The 21,437-nt window shown below is 41.2% G+C and carries 19 protein-coding genes; 9 read left to right on the top strand and 10 right to left on the bottom strand.

Annotated features, from left to right (window positions below; genetic code table 11):
- Positions 1-11 precede the first annotated feature (11 nt).
- From fliH to fliJ, 3 genes are all read left to right on the top strand, one after another.
- Positions 12-1,184, top strand: coding sequence for a flagellar assembly protein FliH (gene fliH, locus ACHUGF_RS00200; protein WP_394128752.1), 1,173 nt, complete (start codon positions 12-14; stop codon positions 1,182-1,184).
- Positions 1,159-2,493 (top strand): flagellar protein export ATPase FliI, encoded by a 1,335-nt coding sequence (gene fliI, locus ACHUGF_RS00195; RefSeq protein WP_394128751.1) that lies wholly within the window; start codon positions 1,159-1,161, stop codon positions 2,491-2,493. The genes fliH and fliI overlap by 26 nt, the downstream gene beginning before the upstream one ends.
- Before the next feature lie 68 nt (positions 2,494-2,561).
- Positions 2,562-3,008, top strand: coding sequence for a flagellar export protein FliJ (gene fliJ, locus ACHUGF_RS00190; RefSeq protein WP_394128750.1), 447 nt, complete (start codon positions 2,562-2,564; stop codon positions 3,006-3,008).
- Between the two features lie 12 nt (positions 3,009-3,020).
- Here the strand turns inward: fliJ and ACHUGF_RS00185 are convergent, their stop codons facing one another.
- From ACHUGF_RS00185 to ACHUGF_RS00165, 5 genes are all read right to left on the bottom strand, one after another.
- Entirely contained in the window at positions 3,021-3,467 is a 447-nt protein-coding gene (locus ACHUGF_RS00185) for a DUF3192 domain-containing protein (RefSeq protein WP_394128749.1), read from the bottom strand.
- Positions 3,468-3,524: 57 nt separating this feature from the next.
- Complete coding sequence (gene xni / locus ACHUGF_RS00180) at positions 3,525-4,277, bottom strand: flap endonuclease Xni (RefSeq protein ID WP_394128748.1); 753 nt, start codon at positions 4,275-4,277, stop codon at positions 3,525-3,527.
- The gene (gene ppnN / locus ACHUGF_RS00175; protein WP_394128747.1) at positions 4,277-5,632 is read right to left on the bottom strand and encodes a nucleotide 5'-monophosphate nucleosidase PpnN; all 1,356 of its coding nucleotides are present in this window, start codon (positions 5,630-5,632) and stop codon (positions 4,277-4,279) included. Before ppnN ends, xni begins: the two co-directional genes overlap by 1 nt.
- A gap of 50 nt (positions 5,633-5,682) precedes the next feature.
- Complete coding sequence (locus ACHUGF_RS00170; RefSeq protein ID WP_394128746.1) at positions 5,683-7,239, bottom strand: diguanylate cyclase domain-containing protein; 1,557 nt, start codon at positions 7,237-7,239, stop codon at positions 5,683-5,685.
- Positions 7,240-7,425: 186 nt separating this feature from the next.
- Entirely contained in the window at positions 7,426-9,597 is a 2,172-nt protein-coding gene (locus ACHUGF_RS00165) for a tetratricopeptide repeat protein (protein ID WP_394128745.1), read from the bottom strand.
- 146 nt (positions 9,598-9,743) lie between these two features.
- Between ACHUGF_RS00165 and ACHUGF_RS00160 the strand changes: the two genes are divergently transcribed.
- The gene (locus ACHUGF_RS00160; RefSeq protein WP_394128744.1) at positions 9,744-11,561 is read left to right on the top strand and encodes a M61 family metallopeptidase; all 1,818 of its coding nucleotides are present in this window, start codon (positions 9,744-9,746) and stop codon (positions 11,559-11,561) included.
- 155 nt (positions 11,562-11,716) lie between these two features.
- Here the strand turns inward: ACHUGF_RS00160 and ACHUGF_RS00155 are convergent, their stop codons facing one another.
- Together ACHUGF_RS00155 and ACHUGF_RS00150 are read right to left on the bottom strand one after the other, a co-directional pair.
- Complete coding sequence (locus ACHUGF_RS00155) at positions 11,717-12,103, bottom strand: DUF3301 domain-containing protein (protein ID WP_394128743.1); 387 nt, start codon at positions 12,101-12,103, stop codon at positions 11,717-11,719.
- Positions 12,100-13,113 carry a DUF3549 family protein gene (locus ACHUGF_RS00150; RefSeq protein ID WP_394128742.1) on the bottom strand — a complete coding sequence of 338 codons (1,014 nt, stop codon included), beginning with the start codon at positions 13,111-13,113 and terminating at the stop codon, positions 12,100-12,102. Before ACHUGF_RS00150 ends, ACHUGF_RS00155 begins: the two co-directional genes overlap by 4 nt.
- Positions 13,114-13,162: 49 nt before the next feature.
- Here ACHUGF_RS00150 and ACHUGF_RS00145 point away from each other — a divergent pair, with 49 nt between their 5' ends.
- Together ACHUGF_RS00145 and truC are read left to right on the top strand one after the other, a co-directional pair.
- Positions 13,163-13,528, top strand: coding sequence for a YqcC family protein (locus ACHUGF_RS00145; protein ID WP_394128741.1), 366 nt, complete (start codon positions 13,163-13,165; stop codon positions 13,526-13,528).
- A 148-nt stretch (positions 13,529-13,676) separates the two neighbouring features.
- Positions 13,677-14,489 (top strand): tRNA pseudouridine(65) synthase TruC, encoded by an 813-nt coding sequence (gene truC / locus ACHUGF_RS00140; protein WP_394129124.1) that lies wholly within the window; start codon positions 13,677-13,679, stop codon positions 14,487-14,489.
- On the opposite strand, the gene ACHUGF_RS00135 is transcribed toward truC, so the two are convergent.
- A complete protein-coding gene (locus ACHUGF_RS00135; RefSeq protein ID WP_394128740.1) occupies positions 14,480-14,650 on the bottom strand; it encodes a hypothetical protein in 171 nt (56 codons plus the stop codon). The two genes, truC and ACHUGF_RS00135, sit on opposite strands and share 10 nt — an antisense overlap.
- A 240-nt stretch (positions 14,651-14,890) precedes the next feature.
- On the opposite strand from ACHUGF_RS00135, the gene ACHUGF_RS00130 reads away from it, so the two are divergent.
- The 3 genes from ACHUGF_RS00130 to purU all read left to right on the top strand — a co-directional run bounded on the left by ACHUGF_RS00130 (position 14,891) and on the right by purU (position 17,861).
- Positions 14,891-15,355 carry a flavodoxin gene (locus ACHUGF_RS00130; protein WP_394128739.1) on the top strand — a complete coding sequence of 155 codons (465 nt, stop codon included), beginning with the start codon at positions 14,891-14,893 and terminating at the stop codon, positions 15,353-15,355.
- Positions 15,307-16,791, top strand: coding sequence for a PTS transporter subunit EIIC (locus ACHUGF_RS00125; protein WP_394128738.1), 1,485 nt, complete (start codon positions 15,307-15,309; stop codon positions 16,789-16,791). The genes ACHUGF_RS00130 and ACHUGF_RS00125 overlap by 49 nt, the downstream gene beginning before the upstream one ends.
- 158 nt (positions 16,792-16,949) lie before the next feature.
- Positions 16,950-17,861 (top strand): formyltetrahydrofolate deformylase, encoded by a 912-nt coding sequence (purU, locus tag ACHUGF_RS00120; protein WP_394128737.1) that lies wholly within the window; start codon positions 16,950-16,952, stop codon positions 17,859-17,861.
- Positions 17,862-18,012: 151 nt separating this feature from the next.
- Here purU and dapD read toward each other — a convergent pair whose 3' ends face one another.
- Complete coding sequence (dapD, locus tag ACHUGF_RS00115) at positions 18,013-18,837, bottom strand: 2,3,4,5-tetrahydropyridine-2,6-dicarboxylate N-succinyltransferase (RefSeq protein ID WP_394128736.1); 825 nt, start codon at positions 18,835-18,837, stop codon at positions 18,013-18,015.
- Between the two features lie 20 nt (positions 18,838-18,857).
- The gene (gene glnD, locus ACHUGF_RS00110; RefSeq protein WP_394128735.1) at positions 18,858-21,428 is read right to left on the bottom strand and encodes a bifunctional uridylyltransferase/uridylyl-removing protein GlnD; all 2,571 of its coding nucleotides are present in this window, start codon (positions 21,426-21,428) and stop codon (positions 18,858-18,860) included.
- Between the last annotated feature and the right edge of the window lie 9 nt (positions 21,429-21,437).

Raw genomic sequence — 21,437 nt, 5'->3', positions numbered from 1 at the left:
AAGTAATCAACATGGCTGAAAATAAAACAGGTAAATCAACAAGCAATGCCGATGAGGAATTTAGTCATTGGCAGCTTCCTGATGTAACTGAAACTCCAGATTCGACAACCTCTAATGTTTTTGGTCATGTTGCTAAACCCTATGAGCGAGCGCAAGTTGAAGAGGAAGAAGCAGTTGCCCCGTTAACGATGGCTGATCTTGAGCAAATGCAACTTGCTGCCGAGCAAGAAGGCTTTGAGCAAGGCGAAGCGAAAGGTCATCAACAAGGGCTTGAAAAAGGTAGATTAGAAGGGCTCGAACAAGGCCATAAAGAAGGATTTGAACAAGGTGTGGCCCAAGGATTTGAAGAAGGCAAGCAACAGGCATTAGTCGTATTAGACAAACTGAACCAATTAGTGGCTCAATTTGAACAGCCGCTCGCCATTCTTGATGCTGAAGTGGAAGCCGAAATATTGACACTTGCTAGCAGTTTAGCAAAATCTGTCATCAGTCATGAGCTGAAAACCCAACCTGAGCAAATTCTTACCGCTCTTCGTCTGGGTATTGATGCACTACCCATCAAGGACCAACTGGTTAAAATACGTGTAACTGCTGATGATGCAAAATTGATTAAGCAAATGTACACGCCAGAACAATTGCAACAACATCAGTGGCAATTAGATGTAGATCCTGGGTTAAACCAAGGTGACTTGATGATTGAGAGTTTACGCTCATCAATTGATTTGACCTTAGCACAACGTATGGAACAAGTGTTGAGTGAATTTGATAGCAATGCTCAGCACATGAAGCAGCAAATACACGAAGCTAAATCAGGCTCTCACTATCAAAGTGCTGAGGTTGAAGATTTAGCATCGAATAAAACTCAGTGGCAAGCTATCTCAAGTATATCGCTTGAAGATGAACAAGACACCCAATCATCAAACCGCTCTCAAGTTTCCGACGATTCAAGCTGCAATGAATCAAACTCTTCTCTTCAAACTGCGTCAGAGCATACTTCGGCTGATCAAGTTGTTGATGCTCAAACTACCAATGCCCAAACTACCAGAGAACAAACGCCAGCAGAGCCAGTAAACACAACACAAGATAATGAGCAGGTTGGGCAAACAGCTGGTGAGCGAGGTTTACAACCAGAATCCGATAACCTACAAGGTGATATCGATGAGCCGTCAACACCAACTCCTTAATAAATTGATTGCGCACCAGCAAAAAGTCGTGCCATTGCGCCCCGTCGCCAGTGGGCAATTAGTGCGAGTTGTTGGACTAACCCTTGAAGCTACTGGTTGTCGAGCACCTGTAGGCAGTCTTTGCTCTATTGAAACCACTGCAGGTGAATTGGTGGCAGAGGTTATTGGTTTTGACGATAAGCTACTTTACCTTATGCCAGTTGAAGAACTGCGTGGTGTATTGCCTGGGGCAAAAGTAAAACCACTAGGTGAGCAATCGGGTCTAGATGTTGGCTTATCCTTATTAGGCAGAGTATTGGATGGCAGTGGACAACCACTAGACGGGCTAGGGCCATTACACACAGATCAAAAAGCTTCTCGTCACGGCCCTTATATTAATCCTTTGGCAAGGCGGGCAATTACTGAACCCTTAGATGTTGGTGTGCGAGTGATCAACTCGATGCTTACTGTGGGTAAGGGACAGCGCATGGGACTCTTTGCCGGCTCAGGTGTGGGTAAAAGTGTACTGTTAGGCATGATGACGCGGGGGACCACCGCCGATATTATTGTTGTTGGTTTAGTCGGTGAGCGTGGGCGAGAAGTAAAAGAGTTTATTGAAGAAATTTTGGGCGAAGAAGGCCGTGCACGCTCGGTGGTGGTAGCAGCCCCTGCTGATACATCGCCTCTAATGCGATTAAGAGCCTGTGAAACATCAACTCGTATAGCTGAGTACTTTCGTGACTTAGGTTATAACGTATTGTTATTAATGGATAGTTTAACCCGTTACGCTCAAGCTCAGCGTGAAGTCGCGCTGGCAGTCGGTGAGCCTCCTGCAACAAAAGGTTATCCGCCTTCGGTGTTTGCCAAATTGCCAAGGCTAGTTGAAAGAGCTGGTAATGGTGGACCGGGGCAAGGTTCGATTACAGCTTTTTATACCGTACTGACTGAAGGTGATGATCAACAAGATCCCATTGCGGATGCATCGCGGGCTATTTTAGATGGGCACATTGTATTGTCTCGCCAGCTCGCTGACTCTGGTCATTACCCTGCGATTGATATAGAAGCCTCAATTAGCCGCGTAGCTCCCATGGTGATCACTGATGAACACTTATTAGGTATGCGTAAAGTGAAACAGATGTACTCTCTTTATCAGCAAAACCGTGACTTGATTTCTATCGGTGCATATTCACAGGGCAGTGATCCTAAAATTGATAATGCCATTCGACTGCAGCCTGCTATGAATGCTTTTTTACAACAGAGTTTTAAAGAAGCCATAAGCTTTGAAAATAGTGAGTTGATGATGAGTCAAATCGCTGCTCAATGCCAATAACCCCTTACTTACAGAGTTTAATCTGACAAAGCATCTCAAACTGCTGAGATGGTGACAAGGAAAAGCCATTGCAACGTAAAGACCCGCTACTGACTGTGCTGAAACTTGAAAAAGACGCTGAAGAACAAGCGGCTTTGCAATTACGCTCGGCTCAATTAGAAGCGCAAAAACGTCAAACCCAGCTCAATGCGCTTAATGAATATCGGCTCGATTACATGAAACAAATGGATGGCCATACTGGACAAGCGTTAAGTGCAAACCACTATCATCAGTTTCATCGATTTATTAAACAGGTTGATGAAGCGATTGGTCAACAAGTCGGTGCTGTACGAGAGGCTGAAACGCAAGTTGGATATCGCCAAAAACATTGGCAAGAAAAGCAGCAAAAGCGAAAAGCAGTAGAAATGCTATTAGATAAGAAACGTCATATAGCACAAGTCGCAGAAGATAAGCGTGAGCAAAAAGCATCAGATGAATTTGCCACGCAACAATACTTTCGTAATAAAAATCGCTAACAAGATTACCCGTTAAAGATCAGAGCTAGTACTTGGCCTTTTTTCTGAATCGTCAATGTCTAACTCTACAGCGTTATCAGCTATAGGTAATGATAAATATTGCTCAAAGGTATTTTCCCCCCAAGCGACAAGTAACCCATCCCTAAAGAGTAAAGGTGTACATTCATCTTTCGTCGTTTTACCGTCAGATTTAACATGGTGTGTACGATAAAAAAGTACTTTATACAGCCCATCTTGAGCCGTTTTGGCCTCAACAAAATCAGCACGACCAAGCATCTGAATGATGTCCGTTTCGGGGGTGCCGAAACTTAGCTCAGTGACTTTTTGCTGGTTATAGGCTTGTCTATCTTCCCATGATCTGTCTTCAGGTTTTGGCTCATAAACCACCATCACAACCGCTACAAAAATCAAATAGGCGATAAATATGCCACCAATTATGTAGGAAACTTTATTATTCACTGTTGGGCCTGTCTTCCATTAGTTATTGCGTAGCTAATTTAACAAATACTGGCTAAATTACTTAACCCTAAATTGTTTCAAATTAATATTCAGCGGCATATTCGATTGTAATTGGGCCAGTTTATAGCTGAGTCTAGCCATTTCTTTACCATCGGCAAGCTTTTGTGCTTGTTTGGCGCCTAGCTTGTCGAGTAACCGATATAAGTTGGCCAAATTACGAAACTTATTCAATAAATCTGCTGCTGACTTGGGGCCGATACCGGCTATGCCTGGGATTTTATTGCCACTATCGCCAGCTAGTGCTAAAAAATCTAAAAACTGATTCTGCTGAACTCCAAGCTTTTGCTCATAGGCAGTGATATCAAAAGGTGCTTGCTTAAAATGGTCCCATAAAATGAGGTTATGTTGTGGCAGTTGGCTAAAACCTTTATCGGTAGATGCGATGATGACTTGGCCCTTTTCAGCGACTTTGACGGCTAATGTGGCAATGACATCGTCGGCTTCAGATTCCGCATCGAATGATTGTAACCCTTGCTCATTGAAACGCGCTTTCAATTGGGTTAAGCCCTTCGCCAGAGGTTCTGGCATTGGTTTGCGTCCTTTTTTATAGTCAGGATATAACTTTTTCCGCCATGACTCTTTATCGCCATCCCAAACAAGAATGATATGTGTTGGCTGGTGGTGTTTTCGCATTTTGCTGAGTGCACCTAAGCATTGGTTTGCTAATGTGTCCATGTCATCATCACTGGGTAATGCTGCATGGAAGCGGCGCACAAGGTTTAGTCCATCAATAATCAGTAGTTTATTCATTATTTTTTTAATGTATAGCAGGGGATATATTCACTACCAGGCAATTTCATTCTTTGTTGTTTTACAAAGCTTTGTAGTAGCTGGTCTAATAACGTCATTAACTTTGGATCACCACTAATCTCAAACGGGCCTTTGTGCTTAATGAGATCAATCGTACTGCTTTTGACATTTCCAGCAACAATACCTGAAAACGCTTTACGCAGATGAGCGGCTAGTTCACCTGGCGTATTATCAAGATACAGGTTTAAATTTGCCATAACTTCATGGGTGGGATCAAAAGGTAATTGAAATTCAGGTTCAATTTTCATTAACCACTGATATTGATAAGCATCACCGGTATTCTTACGGTACTGTTTTACCTCACTCATGCCTTGTTTCATAATTTGCGCGACTTGAATTGGATCATCAATCACGATTTGATATTTGTTTTGCGCAATTGGACCTAGTGTGGCACCAATAAAGGTGTCTATTTGATGAAAATACTCAGCACTTTCCTTGGGGCCAGTTAGCACAAGCGGCATTGGTATTGCGTGATTAGGTTCGTGAAGTAGAATGCCTAAAAGATACAGTAACTCTTCTGCAGTGCCTGCACCTCCAGGGAATATCACAATTCCATGTCCTATACGAACAAAGGCTTCTAAACGTTTTTCAATGTCAGGTAAGATGACAAGCTCATTGACAATTTGATTTGGCGGTTCAGCTGCAATAATGCTCGGCTCCGTTAAACCAATGTATCGTGCATTATTGACTCGTTGCTTAGCGTGGCCAATGGTTGCACCTTTCATTGGGCCTTTCATCGCCCCAGGGCCACAGCCAGTACAAATATCTAATTCACGTAAGCCCAGTTGATATCCCACTTCTTTAGTGTACTTGTACTCTGTATCAGAAATACTGTGTCCGCCCCAACAAACTACGACATTTGGATCTTTCATGGGCGAGATCGCTTGAGCATGGCGTAGGATGTCAAAAACCACATTGGTGATATGGGTCGAGTTGGTTAGGTTGATGTGTTTAAGTACATCGTACTTACTGCTGGTGTATATGATATCTCTTAGCACTGCAAATAAGTGCTCTTGAATACCAGCAATGATTTCGCCATCAACAAAGGCTTGCTCTGGTGGGTTGATGAGTTCAATTTGGACGCCACGTTCACGCTGCAGGATATTAATATCAAATGAATGGTATTGACTGAAGAGATCTTCTTCATCATCACTGACAAGGCCTGAGGCAAGTACGGCTAATGAACAGTTGCGATACAGCTTGTATAAATCACTTTTGACGCCTTGCTGTAAACGGTCAACTTCTAATTGGGAAAGTTGGTCTAAACTGCCTCGAGGGCTAATTTTTACTATCATGGGCAACTCCTTGTCGCTCAAGGCTGACCTTAAGCGACAAGGCAGCCAAATCAAATATCAATCACAACGCGATCGCGACCTTGGTTCTTAGCCTTATATAATGCGGCATCGGCACGTTCGAACGCTTCTTCAACTGTTTCATTTTCCATGATTTGTGCTGCACCAATGGATAATGTGACAGTAATGCGCTGATTTTTAAATTTAAATGGGATGTTGCGTATTTTTTCACGAACACGGTTCAACAGCAATGAAATATGTGCTTCATCGACTTCAGGCAATAGCAATACGAACTCTTCACCGCCGTATCTGGCGACAAATTCACTTTCACGCAGCGAATTCTTAAGTGCCATAGCAATCACTTGAAGTGTTTTATCACCCGTTGTGTGGCCAAAGTTATCATTGACAGCTTTGAAGTGATCAATGTCTGTTATGGCAATCCATAGCGGTGTCTTAAAGCGCACATGGTTGCGATATTCCTGATCGAGTCTGTCTTCAAGAGCCGTTCGGTTAGCGAGTTGTGTTAAAGGATCAAGTAAGTTGAGTTTCTGGTGTTCAAACAGTTTCTCTTTGTAGCTGTTAGCTTCTTGGGTGATAGTGCTTAGTTCTTTACGCATTGACTCTATCGACTTTCTTAGAATGGCTTGCTCTCGCTGCTCGAGTGCTTCTTTACGTGATAACACATCTCTAAGTGAAGATAATTGCTCTGTTAATTGCGTTTTGAGATCGGTCATGTCCTCGACATCAACAATAATGCCATCAGCATTGTCGACTCTGAGATTAATTTCTTTATTTAGTTGTTGCTTTAACTGATAACTACGTTGAGTGTTATTGTGCGAACTATTGACGACATCACGTACAACAGTCAGCGCATCGTTTAAAGCATAAAGAAAGTCTTGCGAAGCCGACTTTTCTCTCGCGATATTATCAAGTAACAAGCCTAATATAGTTTGATATGAGTCCAGCAGTACGTCTAAGGTAATGTCACCTTGAAGTACTTCTTTCATAACAAGAACTTGGTCGCGTTGATCTTTTCTGAATTCAATTTCAGAAATCTTTACTGCTAATTCACGGGCAAGTTGTACATGCTGCGGTAAAATTTCATAGTCATCAGACTTTACCAACTCATCTTGTAATATTTGCTCATAAAAGCCGATAAGCGTTTCAACTTTAGGAATATAATCCCATACAGTATGAAATGGTTTATTTAAGTCTTGTTTGAAATATTTTACTTCTTTTTTGACTTTTTCAGGAGCTGAATTGATGCGTTGAATTTGCCTGATGACACGGCTTAACCCTATACGACTGTCTTCCAGTTGTGTCATGGTTTGGCCGTACTGTTTTTTTAATACGCGTTCAACTTCAACTAATTCTGGAAGTGCTTCATCAATGAGATCAAAGTTTTGTAGATTATGACGTAACTTGGCTAATTTGTTATCGAGCTCTAAGTTTTGACCTTTACATGCCAAGCTGAGATGGCCAATAAAATTAACCAGTGATTTGAGCTTGTCATCCTTGTCATTGCTCATTTCTTCTAAAGCGTGTTTTGCTGCATGCAGTTTTTGCTTTAACAATGTAATTTGAGATACAGCAATATTAGAATCTTTCATTCGTTAAAGTTACCACGCTCATTAAGTGTCTGGTCATCAAAAATTAAACAATTTATGCTTAAAAAAACAGCGATTAAACTTGGCCAAAATTGGCATGTAATCACTATTATAGTGACCATTTGCTTATAATGTAAAAGTTAAAGTTTAAACAGCTTAAAATAATGCAATGTAGATCATAAAAGGTCGTTAATCCTCCATATTTATTGTCGGCCATTGTATTTCTTCTGTTGAGTAATTTGATTCTGCTCTCAAAATCCCTCGGTTCAATGCTTGATTTAAATTTAAATACAGTGGATGTGAAAATAATGCTGCTGGAGCAAAGTTTAGTGTTTTCAAGGCAACATAAGTATTATTATGTGGCAGAGATTTTGCGGCTGCTAAAGCAAACTGAACCGTCTCAAATTGAAGTTGAGGCGGGATAAGTATGTCTGGATTATCTAATAGTGGAAGATTGATATGACCAATCTTAGCGCAATAGCGTACTTCTGATTCGGCATGAAAACGCGGAATTGCTTGTTGTTTCGGGATAAGCGTGAATACAGTTTTGATTGACTGTAAAATCTGCTCAGGGTGCACTCGCTTGCTGAAATAGCAAGCTACTAGTCCAGGACGAATTAGATAAGCGGTACAATCTAAATGCTTTTCTAACCCTTCGATGAGTACCTGAGTACGTTTAATTGACTGGGTCAAACCGAGGTTGATATCGTCATCTTTGATGTTTTCAACACACAGAAGCGAAAGACTGCGTTCAGGAGACATCAATTGAGGTTTTGATAACGTTTCCATCAAGGCATGAAAACCTAACATGGATGTTGTTGGTTCAAGCTGGTTACGTTTTTGAGATTTGCTGTAACGATATTTCACCATTTTATATTGTTTACTAATGGCAAGTAAAACGAGAAACAAGACGACTGCAATAATCATCGTCATTATGAAACGCATATAATTAGTGTTGCTGATCTCAACTTCGTTATCTAAGCGATTTTTTAATAAGCCTAATTCAAATTTTAATTTTTGTTCAGTGAGTTTATTAGGACCGTCATTGTGAATAATTGGTTGTTGTTTTTGTTTTCTTAACGCTAACATTTGCTTTAATACATCAACGGTTTCAGACATCATCTCAGATTGCTGATAGGCACTTGCTAAATAATTGAGTGCTTCAATTTGCTCTTCGACTAACGACTTCTCTTTAGCTATTTCGAGTGCTTTTTCTGCGTGCACAATAGTAACTTTCCACATTCTTTCTTTCAGTGTAACTTTCGCAAACAGTAATTCGTTATAAACCAAATAGTGCCTCAGCTTTTTTCCAGCAAATATCTCGTTCGCTTTTTGTAAATAGTCGATGGCTGCTTGCGTGTCATTTAGCTCTGCAAATGATTCGGCGAGATTGTGGTAATTAATTGCAAGCGATATTTCATTGCCTATCTGCGTATTGACTTGCACTGCATTTAAGTAGTAATCAATGGCTTTATGCCACTGTAATTGACCTTTATAAATGATGGCGATGGTGTTAAGAGATTCAGCTATGTGAGGCTGTTGATCCAGTTTTTGATAATTAGATACGGCATTATGGGCATGCTTTAGTGCATCATCCCATTGTTCTAAATCTCGGTAAGTTTTAGCTAAGTTATGTTGTGATCGTGCTTTTAGACCTGGATATTTTAATCTATTCGCGATTCTAAAAGCTTCACTGTAGTGTTGCAGTGAACGTGTTAAATCATTGTTCTTATTGTAATAGCTTCCAAGTGCCGACTCTACTGATGAAATAAAATAGTCATTACGTAGTTGGTAAGCTATTTCACGGTATTGGTTGAGGTGCGATAGTGCTGGAATAGGCCTCAGTAACATTTGATAAATACTGCTTAATTGCTCGTGAATGATGTATTTGACCATGGTAGCTTGAGGGCTGTTATCTGCTGACACTCTGGCTAAGGCTTGATTAAATACATCAATTGAATCGTTAAAAGTCTTGTTTTTTCGGGCCATATAGCGAGCTTGTAACATGATGACCATGGAATGGTCAAAAGGTGTAACGGCTATCAATTCAAGTTGATTAATGACGTTGTTGGCAATTTGGTATTTATCTTTGCTTTTGACATTCGCTTCAAGTGTTAAGCGTGCCAGCAACTCTAAATCCCTATGTAAACGTTGTGGTTGATAAGAAAGTGAACTCGCTACTTTTTCAAACTCATCTTGAGATTTGAAATCCAAAGGATAGTTAGTTTGCTTTAATAAGGATTTAAACAGTGCATTAGGCTGTTCTCGAAATTGAATTTCTTGCTCTTGCCACTCCTGGGTGAATGCCTGAGGAATAATGAAAATGAATAATAAAAGGGCACGTAAAACGAAGCTCAACATTGAGTTCAACCTTCCTTAGTTTGGTTTGTCTCCCGCTAAAGTAAAAAATTGTAATCAACTTTGTATAATAGCTGTAGCAGTTTTTAATGGTTGTTATACTGCTTTGCGGGAAAAGAATAAAAATATCATACCAGAAGGAAAATTGAGTGAAACCCACATCGTTAGCATTTCTAGTAAGTAGCACACTTTTTACGTCACTATATACTCTCCACGCTCAAGCTGAGGTGAATTATCATATTGATTTAACTCAAGGTCAGCATCACCTTGCAAAAGTCGAAGCAAGCTTCCCTAAAACTCAAGCTAAGCAGTTGGTTGTTAATTTGCCAGTATGGCGCACTGGCAGATATGAAGTGCTGCCAACAGCTGACGGAATAAGGCAATTTACAGCCACAGATAACCAGGGCAAACCATTATCTTGGCAGCGTAGTGCAAGTGGAGAGTGGTTAATTGATCTCGACACACCAACATCAGTAACTGTCAATTATACGCTGCATGCCAATGAACTTGGGGATAGGCTTCGCCATATTGATCACAGTCATGCTTATTTGGATGCCAGCGGCGTTTTCATGTATAGCCCAAGCTTTAGAGATGAAAGTATTAAAGTGAGTATGGCTGTACCTGATGATTGGACAAGTCATTCTGGCATGACCCCTGGCTCGAAGCCGCATTCTTTTATAGCCAGTAATTACGATATATTAGTCGACTCTCCGATTGAAACGGGCATTAATAGCCATTATCAATTTACTGCTGATGGTCGGGATTACGAGGTCGTATTCTGGGGCGAGGGAAATTACGATGCTGAACAAGTGGTCACCGACTTAACTAAAATCAGTGGTCAAGCTAACGCAATATGGGACGACTACCCCTTTGAACGTTACGTATACATGATTCATGCTACCAGTGGCGCACGCGGTGCAACTGAACATCTAAATTCAACAGTTATCCAATTGCCTCGCTTTATGTTCAGAGAACGTAAAGATTATTTACGCTTTATCAGTACAGCTTCTCACGAATTTATTCATACTTGGAATGTTAAGGCATATCGTCCGCAAGGGCTTGTACCTTATGAATATCAATCTGAAAATATGACGTCTCTGTTTTGGATTGCTGAAGGGTCAACTAGTTATTTCCAAAATCAGTTATTGTTACGTGCTGGTGTGATGACACCAGAAGAGTTTTTTGAAGACCTTGCTAAACGTGTAGATAGAAACCTTGCTAAACCCGGTCGTTATAACCAATCAGTTGCAGAGGCAAGCTTGAACCAGTGGGTTAGCACGGGTGGCGATTATGCTATTAACCATAGTGTGAATATCTATTCTGAAGGCTATTTTGCTTCAATGTCGTTGGACTTTAGCTTACTTGATAAAACGGAATTAGCTCACTCCTACCGAGATGTTCATCGCAAGCTTTATCAAGACTTTAAAATTCCGAAAGGCTATACAGTTGCAGATGTTAAACAGATCTTACATGACCTTGCTGGTCAGTCTTATGATGATTGGTGGCAACACAATGTAGACTCGCCTTTGGCATTAGATTTTAATGAGTTGCTTAACTTCGCAGGATTAAAGGCGGGATATAAAGATGACAAGCAAACTGTTGACTCTGGTATTAGTTTATCCACTAAACATGGCGACCTTACTATTGCCCATGTTCGACGTGATAGCCCAGCATGGCAAGCTGGAATCGCTGCGGGTGATGAAGTTGTAGCGGTTAATGGGTTAAAAGTGACGGCCAGTGGATTTACTAAACGCTTGGAAGACTTTAAAGCAGGAGATGAAGTTTCGCTAATGATTTTTAAAGATGATCGTTTAATGCAAAAAACGGTCAAATTGACTGCTAAGCCTAAAGGAAAACTAAAAATCCAAGCGGTTAAGAAACCAAGCAAACAGCAAAAGCAATTCTTGAAAGCTTGGTTAGGCATTGATTGGCCTTTTGATACACAAGGAAAATACCTTAAGCCATAAGTTGATGTAACGATTAAGTTTAATCAAATAAACCAGGTCTAATAAACTAGGTCTAATAATCTCAGTCCAATAAAAAACGCGATATTATATCGCGTTTTTTATGGGTTATTTTGAGCAGTCATTAAGCTTGGGTATATTTAATCAATCAGTCAATGTTATCGACATTTGCCAGAATTGCACCCGCCGCCAGAGCCACAACCACCAAATTTGCCTTTTGCCATAGGCGCATCATGCCATTCAGGCTCTGGGAAAATAGGCCAATTAATTTTTTGGATTTTTTTACCGTGCATACCTATATGGGCTTGATATTGGTTTAAGCCATCAGTACTAAACTCAAACATGAACTGAGCTTTCCAGCATAAGCCAGTGTGACCACCAATACTAGGGCGCGCATTAATCATGGCGATGGATAGTAACTGTACTTTTTGTTTATTACAGGCTTGTTCTGCAAAAACACGGCTAGTCTCAGCCATTTGGCGTAATTGCCAAAAAAATGCACCGATTACGACTAAGGCAACAATTATTAAAAAGTCACTCATCATTGGCTTAAGGCCTTAAATAAACCGCCAATAGCGGCTGAAAGTTGGGCGCTACGATCTGGATTACGTAAATCAGCGAGTAATGCATTGCGTAGGCTTGGAATCGCCACGATATCAGCAAACACTTGATTAAAAAAGTGTTGCGGTTGTTGTGCCAAAGCTTCTAGATAAATTTTGCGAGTCGCATCATCTTTTAATGCTGACCAATTTCGGGCTGCAATGGTAATGAGTAACCCCTGGTCAAACTTTTGGTGTTCATGTAAATAATGAATCGCACTTTGGCTGGCGCTAGGTTGAGAGGCAAGGGCTCTAAGGTAGCTACTTTTGTGATCGGTTGGTACAAGGTGAAAGCTACGTAGAACACGCTGAGCCAGCTCAGGGGCAATATAAACATGCTCAAGGCATTGACAAATTGCAGCCTGAACTTCTGTTGGAGCAAAGTCAAAGCTTTGGACTAACTGCTCGGTATGATCTAACTTGTCAGCACGAACACAAATATCTGCAATACCTTGTAATCCAATTTGTTGCCATTGGGCTAAGTCTGCCTGTTTAGATAAATACTGCATTGCAAATTCATATTGGGCAGAAGCTTGTTGACCAAGTTGCTGGCGAACTAGTGCATTAAATACTGCCAGTTTCTCTTGGCTTGGTTTAAAGCTAAAAGGGTGGTTAGCAAGTGATTCTTGTTGTTGCTCTGACAATGGCTGAGTCGGATCGCGGCCCAAAGCCTCTAATACCATTTTTATGAATTGAGAACGTTGTGCAGGGGACAGTAATCCCTGTTCATCAAGGGGGAGTTTTAAGAACCAAATATAAGGGGCTTGTTCATTTTGCCAAAATACCAAAGCAAATTGCGCATGACCTTGAATGGGGTATGGATAAGGCGCGGCTAATTCTTCTATTTGGTGAAAAGCCATCATATCAATGCTTTGCACCCGTCTACCGAGATCGTACACCTGGAATTGAGTATTTGCTGTGGTTAGGAACTGGCTTAGTGTATTTAATTCAGTCATAAAATCCGCTTGAATTGCAGTGGGCATCTGTGGGTATTAATGGGGCTAGATGATATCATATTCAACACCTGTATTAGACTTTGACAATAAATTTATGCGCTATGTCTTATTTAATAAGTTGTTATTGAAGCTTGAAGAGCTCATGAAGAATCAACATATTTGGTCTTCTGAGCCCCCGAGCGAACAAGCATTAGCCAGCACAGCCCCTTTTGCTTGTGATACATTACCTTTTGAGCAATGGCTACAATTTATTTTTATTCCAAAAATGTATCAGCTATTGGCTGCAAGACAACCTATGCCTACAGCGATGGCGATTGCGCCAATGGCAGAACACGTTTGGCAGCATAACGGTCCACATCAATCCATTATTAATCTACTTAAAGAATTTGATGAGTTAATTAATGAATCAATCTAAATCCTGTCAACCTAAATCCAGTCAGTCTAATGGCAGTGAAAAGAACGAGTTTGCACCTGAAACGGCTGCACAAGATGTTATCAACTCTGAAGAATTATCGGCTGCTGCGATTGGTGAGCTCGGCTGTGAGAGTGACATTGAGCTTGAGATGGCTAATAGCAAAAATACCACCGACGAAGAAGAACTAGAGCTGGCGCCAGAGATTGAGCTCCTTTATCAAGATGAACACTTAGTTGCCATTCATAAACCTGCAGGTTTGCTCGTTCACCGAAGCTACCTTGCCCGTAAAGAGCGCTTTTTTGCAATGCAATTAACCCGAGACTTAGTCGGTTGCCATGTGTTTCCTGTGCATCGATTAGATAGGCCGACTTCTGGTGTATTGTTGTTTGCCAAAAGCGCGGAAGTGGCGAGAAACCTTTGTGAGCAATTTGAGCAACACACCATTGTGAAGCAGTACCTAGCCTTAGTCAGAGGTAATATGCATCAAGCAGGTGAGCTTGATTACCCTTTAAAGTTAGAGCTTGATGATATTGGTGATAAGTATTCAGACAAAAATAAAGCCGCTCAAGATGCTGTCACCGATTATCAACCATTATTAAACTGTGAAATTCCTTATGCCTCGGGGCGTTACCCAACGTCTCGATATGCTTTAGTTCGATTAGCCCCCAAAACAGGACGTAAGCATCAATTACGTCGACATATGGCGCATCTGCGGCATCCTATCGTTGGTGATACAACTCATGGTGATGGCAAGCAAAATCGCTTTTTTAGAGACCACATGCAAGTGAACCGTTTATGGTTAATTGCAAAAAGCCTCGACTTTACCCATCCGATAACCAATGAACGGCTTCATATTGAATGTGAATTAGAAAGTGAATGGTTAAGTGTATTTGATAAATTAGGTTGGCAGCATGAACTTGAAGAAATGCAGCCTATTTTAGTGAGCAGCGATCAAAACTGACACTTCTTGTCTTCAAGGAGTTGCTTGAGATTTTCAAACTCGTCAATTTTAGGTAATGGGTTTTGCTGGTTTTGTTGCTCAACAATGAAGTAATAGTTGCGCCTGATGAAGGCGTTACGTTGTTGAGTTTTAAAGTGCTTTTGTCTGTTTTGCTGGCGCATAACGAAACCCAATCATTTTCACAGATTATGACAATAATTTAGTTTATCACTATCGCATGCTAGTAATTTGTACGCTACAGTATGCTTAATTAACAAGCGGGTTAATCAATAGACTAAATCAGCATCAGTGCATTTATTCAATATAGCTGCCTTGGCCAGTTCTAACAAGGTATGTACGTGTGACACTGACTTTAAATGCTGATTGTAAAAATAATAACAATGGTGCAAGGAGGATAGCCCATGGAAAAGGTCAATATTGTTTTTGGTACTGTCTATGGCGGTGCACAATTCACCGCTGAGACAATATCAGATGAATTAGTGGCAAAAGGCTATGAAGTTAACTTGCTGCAAAGTGCACAACTGGGTGAGTTTACGCCTGCTGAAGATGAGTTATTGATTATGGTTTGTTCTACAACAGGCCAAGGTGATTTACCTGACGATATCATCCCTTGGTTTAGTCGTATCCAATCTTCTGCGCCTTATTTACCACATTTACGCTTTGCCATTATTGGCTTAGGCGATTCAAGTTACCCAACTTTTTGCGGAGCAGCTCAGAAGTTAGAACAATTATTTAGCGAGCTAGGGTCTAAAATTGTCACCCCAGTATTAAAAATTGATGCATGCGAAACCATGGAGCCTGAACAAGAAGCGACGAAATGGATATCAGTCTGGCACGAAGCAGTTCAATCACTAAACGCAGCGTAGATTTTATATCACAACGTTGGTTTAAATTTGCCCAGCGTTTATCTCAAGCGTTATTACTGCCTGTTGCTGTTTTACCAGCTGCGGGAGTAATGCTTGGCTTAAGTAAAAATCCACTGCCATTTATACCTGAGTCAATCAATGCGATTTTCTCTGCAGTTGGCCATTTAATATTTACCATGATGCCGCTGCTTTTCAGTGTTTCCATAGCAAAAGGCTTTTGTAAGGATAAAGGCATCGCGGCATTTTCTGCGGTATTTGGCTTTGGCGTGTTTACCGCCACGATGGGCGCACTCACGCAATTATATGATCTACCTTCTCGCTCGATTTGGGGGATAGATACCATAGATACAGGCATTGCTGGTGGTATGCTGGTAGGTGCGATGACCTGTTTAGCAGTATCCATTAGCCAGAAAGTTCGTTTCCCAGTCATTTTCTCATTTTTTGAAGGGCGAAGATTTGCGCCTATTGTCACCATTCCCCTTTGTATGATTTTGGGGATAGTATTAGCCAAAATCTGGCCGCCAATGTTCGATGCCATCCAAGCATTATCTAATTGGTCAGTATATCAAGTACCCGCTTTAGCTTTTGGTTTTTACGGGGCGGTAGAGCGTTTACTTATTCCACTCGGTTTACATCATATCTGGAATGCACCTATTTTCTTTGAATTTGGTCAGTATATGAGTGATGGCACCTTGGTGCGTGGTGAAGTAGGGCGGTATTTAGCTGGCGATGGTTCTGCAGGTAATTTAGCCGGCGGTTATTTGATAAAAATGTGGGGCTTACCTGCCGCGGGCTTTGCCATCTGGAGATGTGCCGACCATCTTGAGCGAAATCGTGTCGCTGGGATTATGTTATCGGCGGCTTTTGCATGTTGGTTTACAGGTGTGACGGAACCCATTGAATTCGCCTTTATGTTTGTCGCGCCAGTGTTATTTGTAGTGCATGCCATACTCACTGGTTTAGCTTATAGCGTATGTATTATATTGGGGATCCACCACAGTATTGTCTTTTCCCATGGCCTGCTCGATTTTACTTTGCTTTTTCCACAGTCAAGTAACACTTACCTGTTTTGGCTGTTAGGTCCGCTCACCGCCATGGTGTATTACACTATTTTCCGTTATTCCATCATGATATTTGATTTAAAAACCCCAGGACGTGTAGCGGTCAATAGCGATGTTCAGCAAAAAGAAAGTTTGCGGGCAATGATTGCGGCTTTAGGGGGCAAAGAAAATATCATCGAGTTAAATGCTTGTCTGACTCGATTGCGGATTGGTGTTAAGCAATCAGATATTATAGATAAAGCGAGATTGATGAGATTAGGTGCGAAAGGCGTGGTTATTGTTGGGCAGGGTGTACAAGTGGTTTATGGTACAAAAGCTGAAACATTGAGAAAATTATTACAGCGTTACCTAGAGTCTCGCAGTCCGCAATTCTAGTGTTTATAAATTCTAGTATTAATAAAATTAACGACTCAATATTGAATATTGTTCAACAATAAGCGCCATATTGTAAGCGAGTGAGCTTATTAGCTGCTTATTTTCTGGTTTACTGACACACTGAATTTATGTGAATATTAAGTATATGAGTGGCATACATGACCTCAAAAGCACAATCAACTTCTTCCAATTCAACACCATTAACTTCAGCGTCTATAAATGACGCAAACAGTGAACTTCCGAGAAAAGTACTCATCACCGACTGTGAAGATGCCAAAGGTTTGATTGCAAAAATCACTGGCGTTTGTTTTGAACACCAACTCAATATCATCAAAAACAAAGAATTTGTTGATAGACAAAACAACCGATTTTACATGCGTACTGAGTTAGAAGGGCAGCTTGACCAACCTAGATTACTTGAAGCGCTAGAGCGAGTACTGCCAGATGATAATCACATAAAGCTTGTGACTGCAGGTAGAAAGCGGGTTGTTATATTGGTGACTAAAGAAGCCCATTGTCTTGGTGATATCTTGATGAAAGCTTCATACGGTGGTCTCGATGTTGATATTGCCGCAGTCGTGGGTAATTACCCAGATTTAGCTCAGTTAGTGGAAAAATTTGATATTCCATTTCATTGGGTCGATCACCAAGGGCTGTCTCGTGAAGAACATGAACAGGCTATGTTAGAAGTGATAAACCCTCACCAAGCTGATTATCTCGTGTTAGCCAAGTTTATGCGGATCTTAACGCCTAAGTTTGTATCCCAATATGAAAATCGGATCCTTAATATTCATCACTCATTTTTACCCGCATTTATTGGGGCATCACCTTATCAGCAAGCTTGGGATAGGGGCGTAAAAATTATCGGGGCTACCGCCCACTTTGTTAATGATTGTCTTGATGAGGGACCGATTATTGAACAAGGCGTTATAGCCGTAGATCACAGTTATAGCGCACAAGATCTCGCTTTAAATGGACGAGACGTTGAAAAACGAGTTTTAAGTAAGGCACTACAACTGGTATCTAATGATAAGGTGTTGGTTTATGGTAACAAAACAGTAGTTTTTTAGCTTACTTTTTCGCTCTGTCACTCACAGCAAAAGTCTGTATTTATTGTCGCTGAATCTGTTTGAACATGCTTCTATAGCAGTTTGAGGAAGTGATATGGGATAATATGAGTGATAAAAAAGGCTCCGAAGAGCCTTTAACTAAGTGAATATATTAATCTACGATTCGCAGTAATTCGTTGATACCGACTTTACCACGGGTTTTCGCATCAACTTTTTTAACAATAATGGCTGCATATAGGCTGTATGTACCACATGCTGATGGTAAGTTACCTGATACAACCACTGAACCTGCTGGTACACGGCCATAGTGAACTTGACCCGTTTCACGATCAAAAATACGTGTACTTTGGCCAATATAAACGCCCATAGAAATTACGCTGCCTTCTTCAACAACAACGCCCTCTACAATTTCACTACGCGCACCAATGAAACAGTTATCTTCAATAATGGTTGGTCCTGCTTGTAATGGCTCTAAAACGCCACCAATACCAACACCACCTGATAAGTGAACATTCTTACCAATTTGTGCACATGAGCCAACGGTTGCCCATGTATCAACCATTGTGCCTTCATCAACAAAAGCACCTAAGTTAACGTATGAAGGCATCAATACGGTGTTCTTACCGATAAATGAACCTTTACGTACCGTTGCTGGTGGTACTACGCGGATAGCTTCCTGTTTAAATCTAGCTTCGTCATAGTCTGCAAATTTTTGCGCTACTTTATCAAAGTACTTAGTGTCACCACCATCAATTACGCCGTTGTCAAAAATGCGGAATGATAATAACACTGCTTTTTTCAACCATTGGTGAACATGCCATTCGCCGTCGATTTTTTCTGCAACGCGCGCTTCACCTTTGTCTAGCATATCAATTGCTTTTTCAACGTCGGCACGGATGCTTGGGTCTACGCTAGCTGGTGTGATGTCTTGGCGTGCTTCAAAAGCGGCTTCAATTCGTTGGCGTAATGCCTCCATTGTGGTACTCCCGATCTTCATTACTGTTTTTGTTTAAGGGTAGAGTGCAGCGCCTCTGCGAGTTGCTGCTTTTTTTGTTCATTTAACGCTTCACCATCCAATGTTTGCAAGATAAAGAAGTCTTCTGCTCGTTCGCCTATGGTGGTAATTTTTGCGGAAAGCAGTTTGACCTCGCAGCGGAAGAATATATCTCCTACTTTTGCTAGTAAGCCTGGAGAGTCTAATGCCTGCAACTCCATCATACTTGTATCATGCTTACCACTGCTTAAGAAACTCACATGGGTTGCAACATTAAAAGGTTTCATGATCCGCGATAACTTTCTAAATTTTGGTAACTTTGCATTTTCTGAAACTATCGCTTTGTTTAACGACTTTTTAATACTTTGAATTCGCGAAAGCTGACTGACTGGCTCGCCATCTTGTTCTAAAATCACAAAAGTGTCTAATGCAAAATCATCTTTTGAGGTCATGATGTTAGCATCATGAACATTGATATTCTTATTGTCTAGTACCGTCATGACAGTCGCAAATAAGCGTGGTTTATCTTTGCTGTATACAAATAGTTCAGTGCCACCACGTGTGGTGTGTTTGGAAATCAATACTAAGGGATCATCAACACCATGTTTGATGATGGCTTCGGTATGCCACGCAACTTGGTTAGCTTGATGATGTAAAAAATAGCTATTTTTGAACCGCTGCCATAATTGCAGAATATCTTTTTCTTTTATGGCTCGTCTCAGTAGCTCTTTTTTGGCTTTAGCTTTGGTTTCATCAACACGTGCAGCTTCATCAATGGGCTTTTCTTTGCCGCGAGCTAACATTCGCTGAGTCGAGAAATACAATTCTCTAAGTAAAGAGCCTTTCCAATTATTCCACGCTTTATTATTAGTGGCACAAATGTCGGCGACAGTTAAGCAGTATAAGTAACTTAAGTGAACTGCGTCTCTTACGGTATGCGCGAATTTTTCAACCACTTCAGGATCTGAAATGTCACGGCGCTGTGCGGTGACTGACATGACTAAATGGTGTTCTACCAGCCATGCTACCAGCCTTCCATCATGATCATTTAATCCATGTAGCTTGCAAAACTCAATGGCATCTATCGCACCTAGTTTACTATGATCGCCACCACGCCCTTTCGCTATATCATGGAAAATGGCAGCAAGTACAAGTAAGCCCTTTTTGGGTAGTTGGTTGATTAGGACCGCGCCGAGGGGAAACTCATCTTTATGATCTGCTTGAGCAAAACGCTCGATGTTAAGTAACAACCTATGGGTGTGTTCGTCTACCGTATAAGCGTGGAATAAATCGAACTGCATTTGCCCTTCAATTTGTCTCCATGCCGGTAAATAGGATGACAAAATACCGTGCTGATGCATTAATGAAAACGCAATGATGCCTCTCGGGTGTTTTAATATTTCCATAAACACCTTGCGACACTTCTCGTCTTGTTGCAAAGGGCCTTTTAACTGGCGTCTAGCCATTCTGAGTTGTCGCAACGTTGGGGCATAGATTTGTTGGATATTGGAATTTTTAGCAACATGCAAAAATAAGGTCAGAATGGCTGAACTATCTTGCTGGAATAGAGTGTCGTCTAATAATTCGATATAACGACCACGGCGCTGAAAATCTTTATTGATGTCTTGTATTGCTAAAGCTTGAGTTTGACCCAATGTTGCGCGTTTAAATAACTGCAGTAACATTTGATTGAGTTCCATCACCCGACGAACGGTGCGATAGTACTTTTTCATCAGCTGTTCTACAGCAAGTTGAGTCTTGTCTTGATAACCTAAAAAGTCTGCAACTTGTCTTTGTAAGTCAAACAGTAGACGGTTTTCATCACGTTGTGCATTGATGTGCAATGCGAAGCGAATTTCCCATAAAAAATTACGACACTCTATTAATTCAGCCAATTCTTGTGGTTGTAAAAACTCATGTTCAACGAGCTCTTGAAGATTAGCGGCATCAAAATGGCGCATTGCCACCCAAGCAATGGTTTGGATATCTCTTAATCCACCAGGGCAGTTTTTTAAATTAGGCTCTAAGTCAAAGGCATTAGCTTTTTCATGGCGAGTGACTTGTTCTAACTTTTTGGCTTGGTAAAAGTCACTTGTGGGCCAAAAATTATCTGCTCGTATTGCTTGGTATAGCGCGTCAAACAACGGCGGTTGACCCGATAAGTAGCGAGCTTCAATCAGATTAGTCACAATGGTGATGTCATTAAGACTTAACTCGAGCGTTTGAGCGATAGAGCGAACGCTATGACCAATTTCAAGGCCGGCATCCCAAAGGAAAGTAATAAAATGGCTAATGGCTTCCTGTGTTTGCTTGCTGATAACATCACCTTGACTGAGGATCAGCAAATCAATATCAGAGTAGGGCAGCAATTCTTCCCGGCCGTAGCCACCGACAGCGACGAGACAAAGATTATGTTGATCAAGTTGGTGAGCTTGCCAAGCTTGCCTGAGAATGTCGTCAATTTCACTCGCACGTTGCTTCACAATGTCAGCAATGGCGATCTGTTGGTATTGCTCAATAAAGCGTTGGTTAAGTTGTTGAAGTTTTGATTTCACTGCCAGCGCTTTGTTCATCGATGCCCT

It is taken from the genome of Shewanella maritima (genome assembly GCF_043643735.1).
Classification (GTDB): Bacteria; Pseudomonadota; Gammaproteobacteria; order Enterobacterales; family Shewanellaceae; genus Shewanella; species Shewanella maritima_A.
The sequence above is the reverse complement of the archived record's forward strand: the minus strand, read 5'-3'. Positions and strand labels throughout refer to the sequence as shown.